Origin of the sequence: Jiangella ureilytica (genome assembly GCF_004348545.1) — a bacterium.
In the GTDB taxonomy this organism is placed as follows: Bacteria; Actinomycetota; Actinomycetes; order Jiangellales; family Jiangellaceae; genus Jiangella; species Jiangella ureilytica.
In genome coordinates, this window is sequence record NZ_SMKL01000003.1 from 45512 (window position 1) to 60820 (window position 15309).

Genomic DNA, 15309 nt, shown 5'->3' on the forward strand with positions numbered 1-15309 from the left:
TCGTGCCCGTCCCCTGTTCAGGCGTGCGGACGCCCCTTGCCGAAGCTCATGACGACGAGCAGCAGCACGACGAGAATGCCGAACGCGGAGAGGCCCCAGCCCCAGGCGGGGAATCCTTCCGACGAGGAGTGCGCCTCCTCGGCCAACAGCACGACGGTGTCCATGGTGGGACAGCCTATCGTCAGCCGCGCACGTGCCCGTCACCGGTGACGACGTACGTCGTGGTGGTGAGCTCGGGCAGGCCCATGGGGCCCCTGGCGTGCAGCTTCTGCGTGGAGATGCCGATCTCGGCGCCGAAGCCGAGCTGCTCGCCGTCGGTGAACCGGGTGGAGGCGTTGACCATGACGGCGGCGGAGTCGGTGGTGGCCGCGAACCGCCGCGACGCCGCCAGCGACCGCGTGACGATGGCCTCGGTGTGCCCGCTCCCCCAGCGCCGGATGTGCGCGACGGCGTCGTCGAGGGTGTCGACGACGGCGGCGGCGAGGTCGAGCGAGAGGTACTCGGCGGACCAGTCGTCGTCGGTGGCCGGCACGACGGCGTCGTCGTAGCCCCGGACGCGCTGGTCGCCGTGGACGGTGACGCCGGCCTCGCGCAACGCGGCCAGCGCGGCCGGCAGGAACTCGTCGGCGACGTCGGCGTGCACCAGCAGCGTCTCGGCGGCGTTGCACACGCTGGGCCGCTGCGTCTTGGCGTTGAGCAGGATCTGCACCGCCATGGCGACGTCGGCGTCGGCGTCGACGTACACGTGGCAGTTGCCGACGCCGGTCTCGATGACGGGGACGGTGGACTCCTCGACCACGCTGCGGATCAGCCCGGCCCCGCCGCGCGGGATGAGGACGTCGACCAGGCCGCGGGCACGCATGAGCTCCTTCGCCTGATCGTGCCCGCCCTGGACCAGCTGGACGGAGTCGCCCGGCAGCCCGGCCGCGGCGACCGCCGCGGCGAGCACGCCGACGATGGCCTCGTTGGACGCGGCCGCGCTGGACGAGCCCTTGAGCAGGACGGCGTTGCCGCTCTTCAGCGCCAGCCCGGCGGCGTCGGCCGTGACGTTGGGGCGGGCCTCGTAGATGATGCCGACGACGCCCAGCGGCACCCGGCGCTGCGTGACCTGCAGGCCGTTGGGGAGCGTGTAGCCGCGGACGACCTCGCCGACGGGGTCGGGCAGGCCGGCGACCTGGCGCAGGCCGCTCGCCATGCCGGCGATGCGCGGCTCGTCGAGGCGCAGGCGGTCGATCATGGCCTCGGCGGTGCCGTTCTCGCGTGCCCGTTCGACGTCGGCGGCGTTGCGGTCGATGATCGCCGGGGCGTTCGCGACCAGCGCGTCGGCCATGGCGTGCAGCGCGGCGTCCTTCTCGGCCCGGGTGCGGACGGCGAGATCGGCGGCGGCCGCGCGGGCCCGGCGGCCGAGATCGGCGACGGAGGTGGTGGTCACCCGCCCATTCTAGGCGCCGGTGAGAGCCGCCCTCGCGGCGTACGCCGTCAGACGCTCGGCCGGCTCGCGCGGCCGAGCAGCACGAGGTCGTCGCGGTGGACCACCTCGCGCTCGTACTCCGGCCCCAGCTCGCGGGCCAGCTCCTTCGTCGACCGGCCGAGCAGCGCCGGCAGCTCGGCGGCGTCGTAGTTGACCACGCCGCGGGCGACGGTCCGCCCGGACTCGTCGAGGAGGTCGACGGGGTCGCCTGCGGTGAACGTGCCGGTGACGGCCGTGATGCCGGCCGGCAGCAGCGATGCGCCGCGCTCGACGACGGCCCGTACGGCGCCCGCGTCGAGCGTGAGCGCACCCCGCCCGTCGGTGGCGTGCTCGAGCCACAGCAGCCGGGTGGAGCGGCGCCCGGCCCGGCGGTGGAACCAGGTGCCGACGGTGTCGCCGGCCAGCACCGCCGACACCTCGGGCGCCGACGCCAGCACGACGTCGATGCCGGAGCCGGTCGCGATGGAGGCCGCCTCGACCTTCGTCACCATGCCGCCGCTGCCCAGCCCCGAGCGGCCGGCGGAACCGATGTCGATGCCGTCGAGGTCGGCCAGGCTGTGCACGTCGGTGAGCCGCGTGGCGCCGGGCTTGTGCGGGTTGCCGTCGTACAGGCCGTCGACGTCGCTGAGCAGCACCAGCAGGTCGGCGTGGACCAGCTGCGCGACCAGCGCGGCCAGCCGGTCGTTGTCGCCGAAGCGGATCTCGTGAGTGGCGACGGTGTCGTTCTCGTTCACGATCGGCACGACGCCGAGCTGCAGCAGCTGGTGCAGCGTCCGGTAGGCGTTGCGGTAGTGCGAGCGGCGGGTGACGTCGTCGACCGTCAGCAGCACCTGGCCCACCTGGAGCCCGTGGCCGGTGAACGCCGACGTGTAACGGGCCATGAGCAGGCCCTGGCCGACACTGGCGGCCGCCTGCTGCCGGGCGAGGTCGCGCGGCCGCGTGGCCATGCCCAGCGGCGCCAGGCCGGCCGCGATGGCGCCGGACGACACCAGCACCACCTCGCGACCGGACGCCCGGGCCTTCGCCAGCGCGTCGACCAGCGTGGCGACCCGGACGTCGTCGAGGCCGCCGTGCGCGGTGGTGAGCGACGACGACCCGATCTTGACGACTACACGGGGCGCGGCGGCGACCGCCCCCCGGCCGTCCGCGCCCGCTCCCGCGCCGCCGGTCATGACAGCCGGGAGTCGGTCCCGCGGGGGCCGAGGTGCTCGCCACCGGCGTCGACCGCGGGCTCCCAGTCGAACACGACCGCGTCCTCGCCGCCGATGACCACCTCGTCGCCGGCCCGGGCACCGGCCTTGAGCAGCGCCTCCTCGACGCCGAGGCGAGCCAGCCGGTCGGCGAGATAGCCGACCGCCTCGTCGTTGGTGAAGTCGGTCTGGCGGATCCAGCGCTCGGGCTTGACGCCGCGGATGCGATAGCGCTCGCCCTCGTCGGTGACGGTGAACCCGGAGTCGTCGACGGCGGCCGGCCGCAGTACCAGGCGGGTCGGCTCCGGCGGCGGCGCCGCGGCCCGTGCGGCGGCGACCAGCGAGCCCATGGCGTACGTCAGCTCGCGCAGGCCCTCGTGGGTGGCGGCCGACACCGGGAAGACCTCCCAGCCGCGCGCCTCGACGTCGGCGCGGACCAGGTCGGCCAGCTCGCGCGCCTCGGGCACGTCGATCTTGTTCAGCGCGACCATGCGCGGCCGCTTGTCGAGGCCGCCGTACTTCTCCAGCTCCGACTCGATGAGGTCGATGTCGGTGAGGGGGTCGCGGCCCGGCTCCATGGTCGCGAGGTCGACCACGTGCAGCAGCGCCTTGCACCGCTCGACGTGGCGGAGGAACGCGTGCCCCAGGCCACGGCCCTCGCTGGCGCCCTCGATGAGCCCGGGGACGTCGGCGACGGTGTAGCGGACGTCGCCGGCCTCGACGACGCCGAGGTTGGGCACCAGCGTGGTGAACGGGTAGTCGGCGATCTTCGGCCGCGCGGCCGAGATGGCGGCGATGAGGCTGGACTTGCCGGCGCTCGGGAAGCCCACCAGCCCGATGTCGGCGACGCTCTTCAGCTCGAGCACGACGTCCTTGGTCTCGCCCGGCTCGCCGAGCAGCGCGAAGCCCGGGGCCCTGCGGCGCTTGCTGGCCAGCGCCGCGTTGCCCAGCCCGCCGTGCCCACCCTGGGCGACGACGTAGCGGGTGCCGGCGCCGACGAGGTCGACCAGCACCTCGCCGTCGCGCGTGCTCACGACGGTGCCGTCGGGCACCTTCAGCTCGATGTCCTCGCCGTTGGCGCCGTCGCGGTTGCTGCCCTCGCCCTGCGCGCCGCTCTTGGCCTTGCGGTGCGGCGAGCGGTGGTACTCGAGCAGCGTGGTGGTGTTGGGGTCGACGACGAGGACGATGTCGCCGCCGCGCCCGCCGTCGCCGCCGTCGGGACCGCCGAGCGGCTTGAACTTCTCGCGGTGGACCGACACACAGCCGTGTCCGCCGTCACCCGCTGCCAGGTGCAGCACGACGCGGTCCACGAACGACGGAATGGCCATGATCTTCTCTGTGTCCTCAGCTTCGCACGCAGGTCTCGGGCCGGTTCGGCACCGGAGTGGATCCACGAAAATGGGGCGGGCCGGTCGACATGACCGGCCCGCCCCGATGATTCAGGTGTGTTGCTCGCGTGGAGCGGGGGTCACTCCCCCGCCGGCACGACGATGTTGACGACCTTGCGGCCACGCTTGACGCCGAACTCGACGGCGCCGGCAGACGTGGCGAACAGGGTGTCGTCCTTGCCGCGGCCGACGTTGGCGCCCGGGTGGAAGTGGGTGCCGCGCTGCCGGACGATGATCTCGCCCGCGTTGACCAGCTGGCCGCCGAAACGCTTCACACCGAGCCGCTGAGCGTTGGAGTCGCGTCCGTTCTTGCTGGACGAGGCGCCCTTCTTGTGAGCCATCTCGAGATACCTGCCTACTTCTTCGTCTCGATGCCGGTGACCTTGACCTGGGTGTACTTCTGACGGTGCCCCTGGCGCCGCCGGTACCCGGTCTTGTTCTTGTACCGGAGGATGTGGATCTTCGGGCCCTTGGCGGCACCGACGATCTCGGCCGTGACAGACACGCCGGCCAGCTTCGTGGCGTCGGTGGTCACGGTCTCGCCGTCGACGAGCAGGACCGCCGGCAGCGTGACGGTGGCGCCGACCTCGGCGTTGTCGAGCCGGTCGACGTCGATGACGTCTCCGACGGAGACCTTTCGCTGGTTACCGCCGCTGCGGACGATCGCGTACACCGCGGACTCACTCTCTCACTCGGGCTTCGGGCGCGCATGCCGACGCTCGTGGAGCGGGCACGCGGGTATGGGCGCGAAGAGCGCCGACGCCCTAGGATACGGAATTGGTCAGGGTCGGGTCAAACTCGAGCAGCGTGTCCAGTCGGGTCATGCACATGACACGGTCGTGCACGGTCCTCAGGAGACGGGGCTACCCGCAGGACGCTCGGCGCGACGGCGGGTACGGCGCGGGCGCGCCGGCTCCGTCGTCTCGGCGGGCTGTCCCGTGGCGGCGGCCTCGACCTCGGCCGGGCCCGTCACCAGCGCCTGCGCGGGCGGCGGAGGCGGGGTCGACGACGATGTCGCCTCGGCCTCGGAGCCGGCCGGCGCCGGCGTGTCGTGCTCGCCGTGCCCGTTGCCGCCGTTGCCGATCGGCATGAGGTCCGCGGGCGAGGCCTCGCCGGGGCTGGCCGACGCCTCGAGCTTCGGCGTCAGCGCCTCGGCCGGCTGCGCCGCCGGGGCGGGCTCGGCCTTGCGCCGGCGGCCGCGCCGCTCGGAGCGGTTGCCGCGGCCGCCGTCGTCGGACCCGGACGAGCCGGAGCCGGACGAGCCGGAGCCGCCGCCGTTGGACGAGCCGCCGCCGGACTCGACCGGGTGCGCGTGGATGAGCAGGCCGCGGCCCTTGCAGTGCGGGCACGGCTCGCTGAACGCCTCGAGCAGGCCGGTACCGATGCGCTTGCGCGTCATCTGGACCAGGCCCAGCGACGTGACCTCGGCCACCTGGTGCTTCGTGCGGTCGCGACCGAGGCACTCGACCAGCCGGCGCAGCACGAGGTCGCGGTTGGCCTCGAGCACCATGTCGATGAAGTCGATGACGATGATGCCGCCGATGTCGCGCAGCCGCAGCTGGCGCACGATCTCTTCGGCCGCCTCGAGGTTGTTCTTGGTGACGGTCTCCTCGAGGTTGCCGCCGGAACCGGTGAACTTGCCCGTGTTGACGTCGACGACGGTCATGGCCTCGGTGCGGTCGATGACCAGCGAGCCGCCGCTGGGCAGCCAGACCTTGCGGTCCATGGCCTTGGCGATCTGCTCGTCGATGCGGAACGCGGCGAAGACGTCGTCGGTGCCGGTCCACTTCTCGACCCGCTCGCGCAGCGAGCCCGCCACGCTGGAGACGTACTCCTCGATGGTGTCCCAAGCACGGGCGCCGGAGACCACGAGCCTGCTGAAGTCCTCGTTGAACAGGTCGCGGACGACCTTGATGGCGAGGTCGGGCTCACCGTGCAGCAGCTGCGGGGCGTTGCCGGAGGCGGCCTTCTTCTCCAGCGCCTCCCACTCGGCCTGCAGGCGGCCGACGTCGTTGGTCAGCTCCTCCTCGGACGCGCCCTCGGCGGCCGTGCGCACGATGACGCCGGCGTCCTCGGGAACGACCTGCTTGAGGATCTTCTTGAGCCGGGTGCGCTCGATGTCGGGGAGCTTGCGGCTGATGCCGTTCATCGACCCGCCGGGCACGTACACGACGTAGCGGCCGGGCAGGCTGACCTGGCTGGTCAGCCGGGCGCCCTTGTGGCCGATGGGGTCCTTGGTGACCTGCACCAGCACCGACTGGCCGGACTTGAGGACGTCCTCGATGCGCTTCGGGCCGTCGTTCTTGCCCAGGCCGGTCCAGTCGACCTCGCCGGCGTACAGGACGGCGTTGCGGCCGCGGCCGATGTCGACGAACGCCGCCTCCATGGCCGGCAACACGTTCTGCACCCGGCCGAGGTAGACGTTGCCGATGAGCGACTGCTGCGACGTGCGGCTGACGTAGTGCTCGACCAGCACGTCGTCCTCGAGCACGGCGATCTGGGTGAGGTCGCCGGACTGCCGGACCGCCATGACGCGGTCGACGGCCTCGCGGCGGGCCAGGAACTCAGCCTCGGACAGGATGGGCGGACGGCGCCGGCCGGCCTCGCGGCCCTCGCGGCGGCGCTGCTTCTTCGCCTCGAGCCGGGTCGAGCCCTTGACCGACGTGACCTCGTCGTCGAGCTCGCGGGCCTCGCGGACCCGCACGACGGTGTTGGGCGGGTCGTCCGGGCGGGTCTCGTCGCCGTCGTCGTTGCGGCGACGCCGGCGACGGCGGCGGCGGCGGCTGCCGCCCTGCTCGTCGTCGGAGTCGGCCTGGTCGTCGTCGGACTCGCCGTGCGCGTCGTCGTCGGAGCCGTCCTCGGCCCGGTCCTCGTCGGCCTGGTCGTCGTCGGAGTCGGAGTCGCCGTCGGACGCGGAGTCGGCGTCGTCGGAACGGCGGCGCCGCCCGCGGCCCCCGCGACGGCGGCGTCGGCGGCGCGCGCCGTCGCCCTCGCCGTCGTCGTCGGAGTCGTCGTCGAGGGCGTCGGCGTCGGCGTCGGCCTCGGCGGTGGGCTCCTCCTCGGCCGTCTCATCGAGCTCGGCGTCGGGCTCGGCCTTGGCGCGGCGGCGGCCGCGGGCCGGCTGGGCGGCCTCGGGGTCGGGCGCGGCGAACAGCGGCGCGGCGGAGAACGCCGGGGGCTGGAACAGGACGGCGGAGGCGCGGGCCTCGGTGGCGGCGCTCTCGAGGCCGGACGGCGCGAACGCCGGGGTCTCGGTGAGCAGGTCGTCGGTGGGGTCCACGACGGCGTCGGCGTCGGCCTCGGCCGGGAGCAGCTCGGGAGCGGGGTGCGTGGGCTTGCGCGACCGGGACCGCTTCCGCGGCGCGGGGACCTCGGCGGCGGGGGGCTCGGCCACGGTTACCGGCTCGGCCGCGACCGGATCGGCCGCGGCGGCGGCAGCGTCCGGCTCGGTGGCGACGGCGTCCGGGTCCGGCTCGGTGGCGACGGCGTCCGGGTCGGCACCCTGGGCGGGCAGCAGCGCCGGAGCGGTCTCGTCGGTCTCGGCGACCTCGGCCGCGGCGCCCTTGCGGGCGGTCCGCTTGGCCGGGGCCTTCTTGGCGGCCTTCTTCGCGGCGGTCTTCTTGGCCGCCGCCTTCCGCGCGCTCCTCTTCGCCGGCGCGGCGCCGTCGTCGGCGGCCGGGGCGTCGTCGCTGATCGCGGCGGCGGTCACCGGGGCGCCGGCGTCGTGGAGCGTGGGCTCGGCGGCCGGCGGGCCGGCGGCCCTGCTGGCGGCCCGCCGACGACGGGGCTGCGACGTCTCGGTGCCGGACGCGGCCGGCGCTGGCGAGTTGGTATCACCGGACGTGCCGGGGTTCTCTTCTTGCATGTGGTGCACTCCTGTCGGCCCGGCGGGCGGGGCGCCGCGCCGTGGCCGGCGCGCTGCAGCCCACTCGCTGGGGCAATACATCGGGCCACCTGGAGCGCCCGGGACACGGCCGCCACAGGTGGAAAGCCTGTGATCGGCGACGTCCACCGGACCTGTGCGTCGTCAGGCCGTGCTCAGCGCCCGCCGCGGCGGCGCACCCTGTGCCGGGGGCCTCGCGGCTGGTCCGCGTGGGCGGGCCTACCGTGCCGAGCATCTCCGCGGGATCACCGTCGCCTGCCACTCACCGGGTGGGTGAGCCAGTGGCGCCGAGTCGAACACACGCGGGACGTCGGCGAGGACGTCGTCGGACCGAGCGGCGTGTACCGCTCGACCAGTTCCGAGTATCGCACATGTCCGCCTGAAAACCGTGACCACGGCGACTCCCCGCCCGTCGCATCGGCGCTGACCGGGGGGTATCGCCGCAGGTCAGCTTGGCTGCCTTACCGTGTGCCGCAGATCACGTGGGGCAATGTCACGTGTCGCGCCCGGGCGCGTCCGCCAGCGGATCGCTCAGCTCGCCCGTGGCGTCGTCCCACTCCCCCTGGGCCAGCCGGGTCGCGCGCGGCGGCTCCGGCGGCTCGAAGCCGGCGACCAGACGCAGCCCGGCCAGCACCTCCTCGGGCCGCACCGTCGGCGACTGGTGCCGCAGCACCGCCCGGAGCGTGACGGGGTCGGCCTCGGTGTCGGCCTCGAGCCGCAGCACGGCGGCCCGAGGGTCCAGCTCGCGCACGCCGTTCTTCGTCAGCCGCTCGACCGGCACCGAGCCGGCCGCCAGGAACGTCGCGGCCGCGTCGCGCACGTGCGCGGGTGTGGCGCCGGGGAGCTCGATCGCCCAGCTGGACGCGTGCAGCCGGTCGGCCAGCGCCCCGGGGCCCGCTTCCACCACCTCGACGACGTCGAGCCCCGGCGGCAGCGCGGCGTCGAGGGCGGCCCGGATCTCGGCGGGGTCGCAGATCCGGGTGACGGCGAGCTCGAGGTACTCGGCTTCGCTGGCCGCCCCCGTGGGCGCGGCGCCGGCGTAGGACACCCGCGGATGCGGCGTGAACCCCTGTGACCAGGCCATGGGAACGTCGGCGCGGCGCAGCGCCCGCTCGAACGCGCGCTGGAAGTCGCGGTGGCTGGTGAACCGCAGCCGGCCGCGCTTGGCGAAGCGGACGCGGAGCTTCTGCACTGCGGGGAGCTGCTGGTGCGGCGCGCTGCTCAGGGGTCTGGTCCTCTCGGCGGTCGGGTGAACGGATCGTCGTTCGATCACCCATTGTCACGCGCCCGCAGCGGGCGTACGTTCCATCCCAGTCATCTCGATGGTGGGGGGCAGAGCGATGACGGATCTTCGCGACGACGCGACGCTGGGCAGTCTGCGCTCGCTACTGGCCGGTGAGCTGCTGACGCCGGACTCACCGGGCTACGACGACGCCCGAGCCATCTTCAACGCCATGATCGACCGGCGCCCGGCCCTCATCGTGCAGTGCGCCGGCCCGGCCGACGTCGCCCTGGCCGTGGCGTTCGCCCGCGAGCACGGCCTCGAAGTGGCGGTGCGCGGCGGCGGGCACAGCGTCTCCGGACAGGCGCTCACCGACGGCGGCCTGGTGGTCGACCTGCGCCGGATGAACGCCGTCGGTGTCGACCCCGAGGCCCGCACGGTCACCGTCGGCGGCGGCGCCACCATGGCCGATCTCGACCGCGCCTGCCGGCCGCACGGCCTGGCCACCACCGGCGGCCGGGTGTCGACCACCGGCGTCGGCGGCTTCGTGCTCGGCGGCGGGACCGGCTGGCTGGACCGGCTGTTCGGCCTGGCCTGCGACAACCTGCTCGAGGCCGAGGTGGTGACGGCCGACGGCGAGATCGTCCGGGCCGCCGAGGACAGCCATCCGGACCTGTTCTGGGCGCTGCACGGCGGCGGCGGCAACTTCGGCGTCGTCACCTCGATGACGCTGCGGCTGCATCCGCTGGAGGCGTCGACGCTCGGATTCCTGCTCTGGGAGCCCGCCCGCGGGCCCGAGATCGTGCGGATCTTCCGCGACGTGGTCCAGGCCGGTCCGGACACCCTCGGCGGCGGCGCGATCTACCTGACCGGCCCCGACGGCGAAGACTTCGTGCCCGCCGAGCTGGTCGGCCGGCTGGCGCTGGCGATCGTGCTGGTGCACGCCGGAACCGAGGCGTCGCTGCGCGAGGTGGCGGCCCCGCTGTTCGACGCCGCGCCCGCCGGCGCCATGGTGGCCGAGCTGCCCTACGACGAGCTGCAGGCCGCCCTCGACGACCCGCCCGGGTACCGCAACTACTGGTCCGCCGAGCACCTGGAGACGCTGCCCGACGAGGCGGTCGAGGCGTTCTGCGCCCAGGCGGCGGCCATGATCGTGCCGTCGGCGTCGCAGCACGTGCTGTTCAGCATGGGCGGCGCGATCGCCCGCGGGCCGCGTGGCTACCCGATCCCCTGGCGGCACGCCGCCTGGGTGGTGCACCCGTTCGGGCTGTGGACCGACCCCGCCGACGACGAGCGCGGCATCGCCTGGGCGCACGCCGTCTGCGCCGCCGTCCGGCCCTGGAGCACCGGCGCCGTCTACCTCAACTTCATCGGCGACGAGGGCCACAGCCGGGTGGTGTCCGGGTTCGGCACCGAGGGCTACACGCGGCTGGCCGCCGTCAAGGCCCGCTACGACCCCACGAACGTCTTCCGGCGCAACCACAACATCAAGCCGGCCTGACGCCGTCGTCGATCGATGGTCAGACGGCGCGCAGCTCGCCCTCGAGGACGGTGTGGGCGCGCCCGGTGAGCGCGACGGTGTCGCCGCGCGTGGCCACCTGGACGGTGCCGCCCCGGGCCGACAGCTGCACGCCGGTCAGGGGCGCGCCTTCGGGCCGGCCGAGCTCCTTGGCCCAGTACGGCCCCAGCACGCAGTGCGCCGACCCCGTGACCGGGTCCTCCGGCACGCCGACGGCCGGGGCGAAATAGCGCGAGACGAAGTCGTACGGCGCTTCGTCGTCGCCCCGGGCGGTCACGATGACTCCGCGCGCCTCGACGGCGGCCAGCGCACCGAGATCGGGGGCGAGGGCGCGGACGGCGGCCTCGTCGGTGACTGCCACGAGAACGTCGAACCGGCTGCGCCCCGTCCACACCGGGGTGACGCCGAGCGCCTCGGCCAGGCCGGCGGGCAGGGGGGCGGGCTCGGGAGGCAGCGCCGGGAACTCCATGGTGACGGTGCCGGCGCGGTCGCGGTGGACCGTGAGGACCCCGCTGCGGGTGCTGAACCGGATGGGGCCGGCCTCGCCCCGCTCGAACAGCACGTGCGCCGTCGCCAGGGTCGCGTGGCCGCACAGGTCGACCTCGACCGCGGGCGTGAACCAGCGCAGCCGGTAGTCGACGGCCGGGGTCGCCCGGGCCGCCTCGTCGCCCTCGACCGGCTCGACGAACGCCGTCTCGGAATGCTTCAGCTCCGCCGCGACGGACTGCATCCACTCGTCGGTGACCGGGCGGTCCAGCAGGCAGACGCCCGCGGGGTTGCCGCCGAAGGGGCGATCGGTGAACGCGTCGACGACGAGGATCCGCACGTCTCCAGCGTACGAGCCCCGGCCCGCAAGATCACCCGCGATCCCACTGGTCCGGAATGACCAGGTTCACCGCGCGACACACCCACCGCGCGTCGATCGTGGAGTGAGCGGGCCATTGCGGTCCGGAATGTCCGGTGGCCACCGCAGGATCTCCACGATCAACGTCGGCCGGTCGCGCGGCGCAGTGGCCGGATGCCGACGATCAGCTGTCGCACGACCACGGCCGTCAGACCGGGGTGAGCGGGAGTAGCGTCCGGCCGGTCGGGCCGGTCTGGATCTCGGTGCCCATCTGGGGGCAGACCCCGCAGTCGAAGCAGGGGGTCCAGCGGCAGTCGTCGAGCTCGACCTCGTCGAGGGCGTCCTGCCAGTCGTCCCAGAGCCAGTCGCGGTCGAGGCCGCTGTCGAGGTGGTCCCAGGGCAGCACCTCGTCGCGGTCGCGCTCGCGCGTCGTGTACCAGGCGAGGTCGACCGGCTCGCCGGCCAGCGCCGTCTCGGTGCAGGCGACCCAGCGGGCATAGGAGAAGTGCTCGCCCCACCCGTCGAAGCGGCCGCCGTCGTCCCACACCGCCTTGATGACGCGGCCGACGCGGCGATCGCCGCGGGAGAGCAGGCCCTCGATCATGCTCGGCTTGCCCTCGTGGTAGCGCAGCCCGATGGCCTTCCCGAACTGGCGGTCGGACTTCACCGTCTCGCGCAGCTTGCGCAGCCGGGCGTCCACCACCTCGTGCGAGGCCTGCGCGGCCCACTGGAACGGCGTGTGCGGCTTGGGCACGAACCCGCCGATGGACACCGTGCAGCGGATGTCGCTGCGGCCCGACGCCTTGCGGCCGGCCTCGATGACCCGCTTCGCGAGGTCGGCGATGGCCAGCACGTCCTCGTCGGTCTCGGTGGGAAGCCCGCACATGAAGTAGAGCTTCACCTGCCGCCAGCCGCTGCCGTAGGCGGTGCTGACGGTGCGGATGAGGTCGTCCTCGCTGACCATCTTGTTGATGACGCGGCGCATGCGCTCGGTGCCGCCCTCGGGGGCGAACGTCAGGCCGGAGCGGCGGCCGTTGCGCGACAGCTCGTCGGCCAGGGTGACGTTGAACGCGTCGACGCGGGTCGACGGCAGTGACAGCGAGGTGTTGGTGCCCTCGTACCGGTCGGCCAGGCCCTTCGCGATCTCGCCGATCTCGGAATGGTCGGCGCTCGACAGCGACAGCAGCCCCACCTCGGTGAAGCCGGAGTTCGTCAGGCCCTCGGCCACCATGGCGCCGACGGTGTCGATCGAGCGTTCGCGTACGGGCCGGGTGATCATGCCGGCCTGGCAGAACCGGCAGCCGCGCGTGCAGCCGCGGAAGATCTCGACGCTGTAGCGCTCGTGGACGGTCTCGGCCAGCGGCACCAGTGGCTTGCGCGGGTAGGGCCACTGGTCGAGGTCCATGACGGTGTGCTTGCGGACGGTGTCCGGCACGCCGGGACGATTCGGCGCCACGGCCGCGATGGCGCCGTCCGGCCGGTAGGTGACGTCGTAGAACTTCGGCACGTACACGCCGCCGCCGGCGGCCAGCCGCAGCAGCAGCTCGTCGCGGCCGCCGGGCCGGCCCTCGGCCTTCCACTCGCGGACCACCTCGGTGATCGCGAGCACGATCTCCTCGCCGTCGCCCAGCACGGCGGCGTCGAGGAAGTCGGCGACCGGCTCGGGGTTGAACGCCGAATGCCCGCCCGCGATGACGACGGGGTGGTCGTCGCCGCGGTCGGTGGCCAGCAGCGGTATGCCGGCGAGGTCGAGCGCCGTCAGCAGGTTCGTGTAGCCGAGCTCCGTGGCGAACGAGACGCCCAGCAGGTCGAACGCGCCGACCGGGCGGTGCGCGTCGACGGTGAACTGGCCGATGCCGTGCTCGCGCATGAGCTTCTCGAGGTCGGGCCAGACGGCGTACGTGCGCTCGGCGAGCACGCCGTCCTGCTCGTTGAGCACCTCGTACAGGATCTGGACGCCCTGGTTGGGCAGCCCCACCTCGTAGGCGTCGGGATACATGAGCGCCCACCGGACCTGCGCGCCGTCCCAGTCCTTGACCGTCGCCCCGAGCTCGCCGCCGACGTACTGGATGGGCTTGGCCACCCTGGCCAGCAACGGCTCGAGCTGCTCGAACAGGGACTCGACGGGCATGGAGGTCCTACTCACGGGTGGTCGTGTGTGGTCACGGGTATGGTAACCATCGAGAAGGACCGGGTCTGGGGCACGACCGGACATCCCACTCGTCTGCGATGAGAGGCAGCAGGAATGACCGAGCACGACGGTGCCCGCCCGATCCACACCGCGCCCGACTCCACCCACGTGGTCACCGACGGCTTCGCGCCGTCGCCGCACGAGACCCGGCCGCTGGAGCTGCACCCCGACCGCCCCGGCGTCGACACCGCGCCCGACATCGTCGCGTTGCCCGATCCGCAGAACCCCGGGCCCCGGCCGCCGGGCGACCCCGGCACGGCGAGCCGCGAGGAGCTCGAGATGGCGCTGCGCCGGGCCCAGCTGGTCGCCGACGACTGCGCGTCGCTGCTCGACCCCGCCCAGCGGGCCATGGAGGAGGGCGCCTGGGTGAGCCGGCTGGCCGACGAGTTCTCCACCGGGCTGACGGTGCATGCCCGGCTCGCGGGCAGCATCGCCGACAGCTGCGTCGAGACCGTCCAGATCGCGCTCGACACCCGCGGCGACGACGACCCGCTGGAGGTGCACGCGTGATGGCGAAGGCCGCTGACAGCCTGGCCCCGGAGCCCGGCAAGACCGGAGCCGCCGGCGTCGAGAAGATGGCCGGCGGCGGGCTCGACAAGGAGTTCGTCCCCGACGACACCGCCGCCGTCGACTACAGCGCCTACGCCGACGCCTACGAGCCGCCGGCCGACGGTGGCGGCGGGTACTCCGGCGGTGGTGGCGCAGGCGGCGGCTCCGCCGACGACACCGCCGACGCACCCGCCGAGCCCGACGCCGATGCCGACACGGGCGACGACCCGCTCTACGCCGAGAGCGACGGCGACCCCGGGGCTCCCACGGAGGTCACCGACGACTTCGGCGACCCCGAGCTGCCCACCAAGCCGGGCCTGCCCGACGCCGGCGCGCCGGAGCAGATCCCGGACCCGCAGCCGCCCACGCCCCCGCCGAGCACCGTCTCGATCGACGTCGAGGCCATGACGCGGCTGGTGGCGGCCATGGAGCGGGCCGGCGAGCAGATCGTCGCGCTGCAGGACGAGATGCGCACCATCCTCTCCGGGGTACACCTCGAGACGTCCGAGACCGCGCGCTTCCAGCAGGTCGCCGACTGGATCAGCGAAGAGCTGCCCGGTCTGCGCCGCCGGCTGGCCATGGCACAGGACCTCCTCGGCGGTGGCGGCGTCAGCACCCAGCCCGACCACCGCCCGCAGGTGCCGCGCCCGTACGTCGGCGACGAGTCGCAGATCACCGCCCGGCCGCCGCGCGAGTCCTACGACGCCGGCCGCGTGACGGCGCAGCGCTTCGGCCTGGGCGACCACGAGACCACGACCCTGCTGGTCGCGGAGCTGCGCGAGAACCGGCACGACCCCTACTACGCCCGCGAGGTCGCCCACACCGCCGACCCCGAGACCATGGTGCGGGCGGTCGTGGCCGCCGGCGACGGCGAGCAGGCGGCCGAGCTGACCGAGCTCACCGCCGCGACGGTGGCCACCGCGTCGCGCGGCACCGGCGAGCTGGCCCCGCCGGCCGGCTACGAGGAGCAGTGGGCGGCGCTGCGCGAGAGCGACGACCCCGCCGTGGCGGCGGCCGCCGAGCAGCTGCGCCCGGCCTGACGGCGCCCGACC

General features: G+C 73.9%; 13 protein-coding genes. 3 read left to right on the forward strand and 10 right to left on the reverse strand.

From position 1 onward, the window contains the following. Positions 1-17 precede the first annotated feature (17 nt). The 8 genes from E1212_RS29855 to E1212_RS02095 form a co-directional block, all read right to left on the reverse strand. Positions 18-164, reverse strand: a complete 147-nt coding sequence (locus E1212_RS29855) for a hypothetical protein (protein WP_203416199.1) — start codon at positions 162-164, stop codon at positions 18-20. 17 nt (positions 165-181) lie between these two features. Then, positions 182-1432 (reverse strand): glutamate-5-semialdehyde dehydrogenase, encoded by a 1251-nt coding sequence (locus E1212_RS02065; protein ID WP_131978390.1) that lies wholly within the window; start codon positions 1430-1432, stop codon positions 182-184. A gap of 47 nt (positions 1433-1479) precedes the next feature. Then, positions 1480-2643 carry a glutamate 5-kinase gene (gene proB / locus E1212_RS02070; RefSeq protein ID WP_131978393.1) on the reverse strand — a complete coding sequence of 388 codons (1164 nt, stop codon included), beginning with the start codon at positions 2641-2643 and terminating at the stop codon, positions 1480-1482. After that, a complete protein-coding gene (gene obgE, locus E1212_RS02075; RefSeq protein WP_131978616.1) occupies positions 2640-3983 on the reverse strand; it encodes a GTPase ObgE in 1344 nt (447 codons plus the stop codon). The genes proB and obgE overlap by 4 nt, the downstream gene beginning before the upstream one ends. Positions 3984-4129: 146 nt before the next feature. Beyond that, a complete protein-coding gene (rpmA, locus tag E1212_RS02080; RefSeq protein WP_131978395.1) occupies positions 4130-4390 on the reverse strand; it encodes a 50S ribosomal protein L27 in 261 nt (86 codons plus the stop codon). A 14-nt stretch (positions 4391-4404) separates the two neighbouring features. Continuing rightward, positions 4405-4722, reverse strand: coding sequence for a 50S ribosomal protein L21 (rplU, locus tag E1212_RS02085; protein ID WP_131978398.1), 318 nt, complete (start codon positions 4720-4722; stop codon positions 4405-4407). Between the two features lie 177 nt (positions 4723-4899). Then, entirely contained in the window at positions 4900-7914 is a 3015-nt protein-coding gene (locus E1212_RS02090) for an Rne/Rng family ribonuclease (protein ID WP_203416201.1), read from the reverse strand. Positions 7915-8425: 511 nt separating this feature from the next. Next, complete coding sequence (locus tag E1212_RS02095; RefSeq protein ID WP_131978404.1) at positions 8426-9124, reverse strand: TIGR03936 family radical SAM-associated protein; 699 nt, start codon at positions 9122-9124, stop codon at positions 8426-8428. 148 nt (positions 9125-9272) lie between these two features. Between E1212_RS02095 and E1212_RS02100 the strand changes: the two genes are divergently transcribed. Then, positions 9273-10655, forward strand: a complete 1383-nt coding sequence (locus E1212_RS02100; RefSeq protein ID WP_131978407.1) for an FAD-binding oxidoreductase — start codon at positions 9273-9275, stop codon at positions 10653-10655. 19 nt (positions 10656-10674) lie between these two features. On the opposite strand, the gene E1212_RS02105 is transcribed toward E1212_RS02100, so the two are convergent. Beyond that, positions 10675-11499 (reverse strand): PhzF family phenazine biosynthesis protein, encoded by an 825-nt coding sequence (locus E1212_RS02105; protein WP_131978410.1) that lies wholly within the window; start codon positions 11497-11499, stop codon positions 10675-10677. 226 nt (positions 11500-11725) lie between these two features. Continuing rightward, on the reverse strand, positions 11726-13648 hold the full coding sequence (locus E1212_RS02110; protein WP_131978413.1) for a TIGR03960 family B12-binding radical SAM protein: 1923 nt from the start codon (positions 13646-13648) through the stop codon (positions 11726-11728). 114 nt (positions 13649-13762) lie between these two features. On the opposite strand from E1212_RS02110, the gene E1212_RS02115 reads away from it, so the two are divergent. Further along, positions 13763-14218 carry a hypothetical protein gene (locus E1212_RS02115; RefSeq protein ID WP_131978416.1) on the forward strand — a complete coding sequence of 152 codons (456 nt, stop codon included), beginning with the start codon at positions 13763-13765 and terminating at the stop codon, positions 14216-14218. After that, positions 14218-15297 carry a hypothetical protein gene (locus E1212_RS02120; protein ID WP_131978419.1) on the forward strand — a complete coding sequence of 360 codons (1080 nt, stop codon included), beginning with the start codon at positions 14218-14220 and terminating at the stop codon, positions 15295-15297. The genes E1212_RS02115 and E1212_RS02120 overlap by 1 nt, the downstream gene beginning before the upstream one ends. The last annotated feature ends 12 nt before the right edge of the window (positions 15298-15309 follow it).

Bases quoted from the DNA above. Each gene is read 5' to 3' on its own strand.
- E1212_RS02110 (WP_131978413.1), bottom strand. From the start codon at position 13,648: ATGCCCGTCGAGTCCCTGTTCGAGCAGCTCGAGCCGTTGCTGGCCAGG.
- E1212_RS02090 (WP_203416201.1), bottom strand. From the start codon at position 7,914: ATGCAAGAAGAGAACCCCGGCACGTCCGGTGATACCAACTCGCCAGCG.
- rpmA (WP_131978395.1), bottom strand. From the start codon at position 4,390: ATGGCTCACAAGAAGGGCGCCTCGTCCAGCAAGAACGGACGCGACTCC.
- E1212_RS02120 (WP_131978419.1), top strand. From the start codon at position 14,218: ATGGCGAAGGCCGCTGACAGCCTGGCCCCGGAGCCCGGCAAGACCGGA.
- E1212_RS02115 (WP_131978416.1), top strand. From the start codon at position 13,763: ATGACCGAGCACGACGGTGCCCGCCCGATCCACACCGCGCCCGACTCC.
- proB (WP_131978393.1), bottom strand. From the start codon at position 2,643: ATGACCGGCGGCGCGGGAGCGGGCGCGGACGGCCGGGGGGCGGTCGCC.
- E1212_RS02100 (WP_131978407.1), top strand. From the start codon at position 9,273: ATGACGGATCTTCGCGACGACGCGACGCTGGGCAGTCTGCGCTCGCTA.
- E1212_RS29855 (WP_203416199.1), bottom strand. From the start codon at position 164: ATGGACACCGTCGTGCTGTTGGCCGAGGAGGCGCACTCCTCGTCGGAA.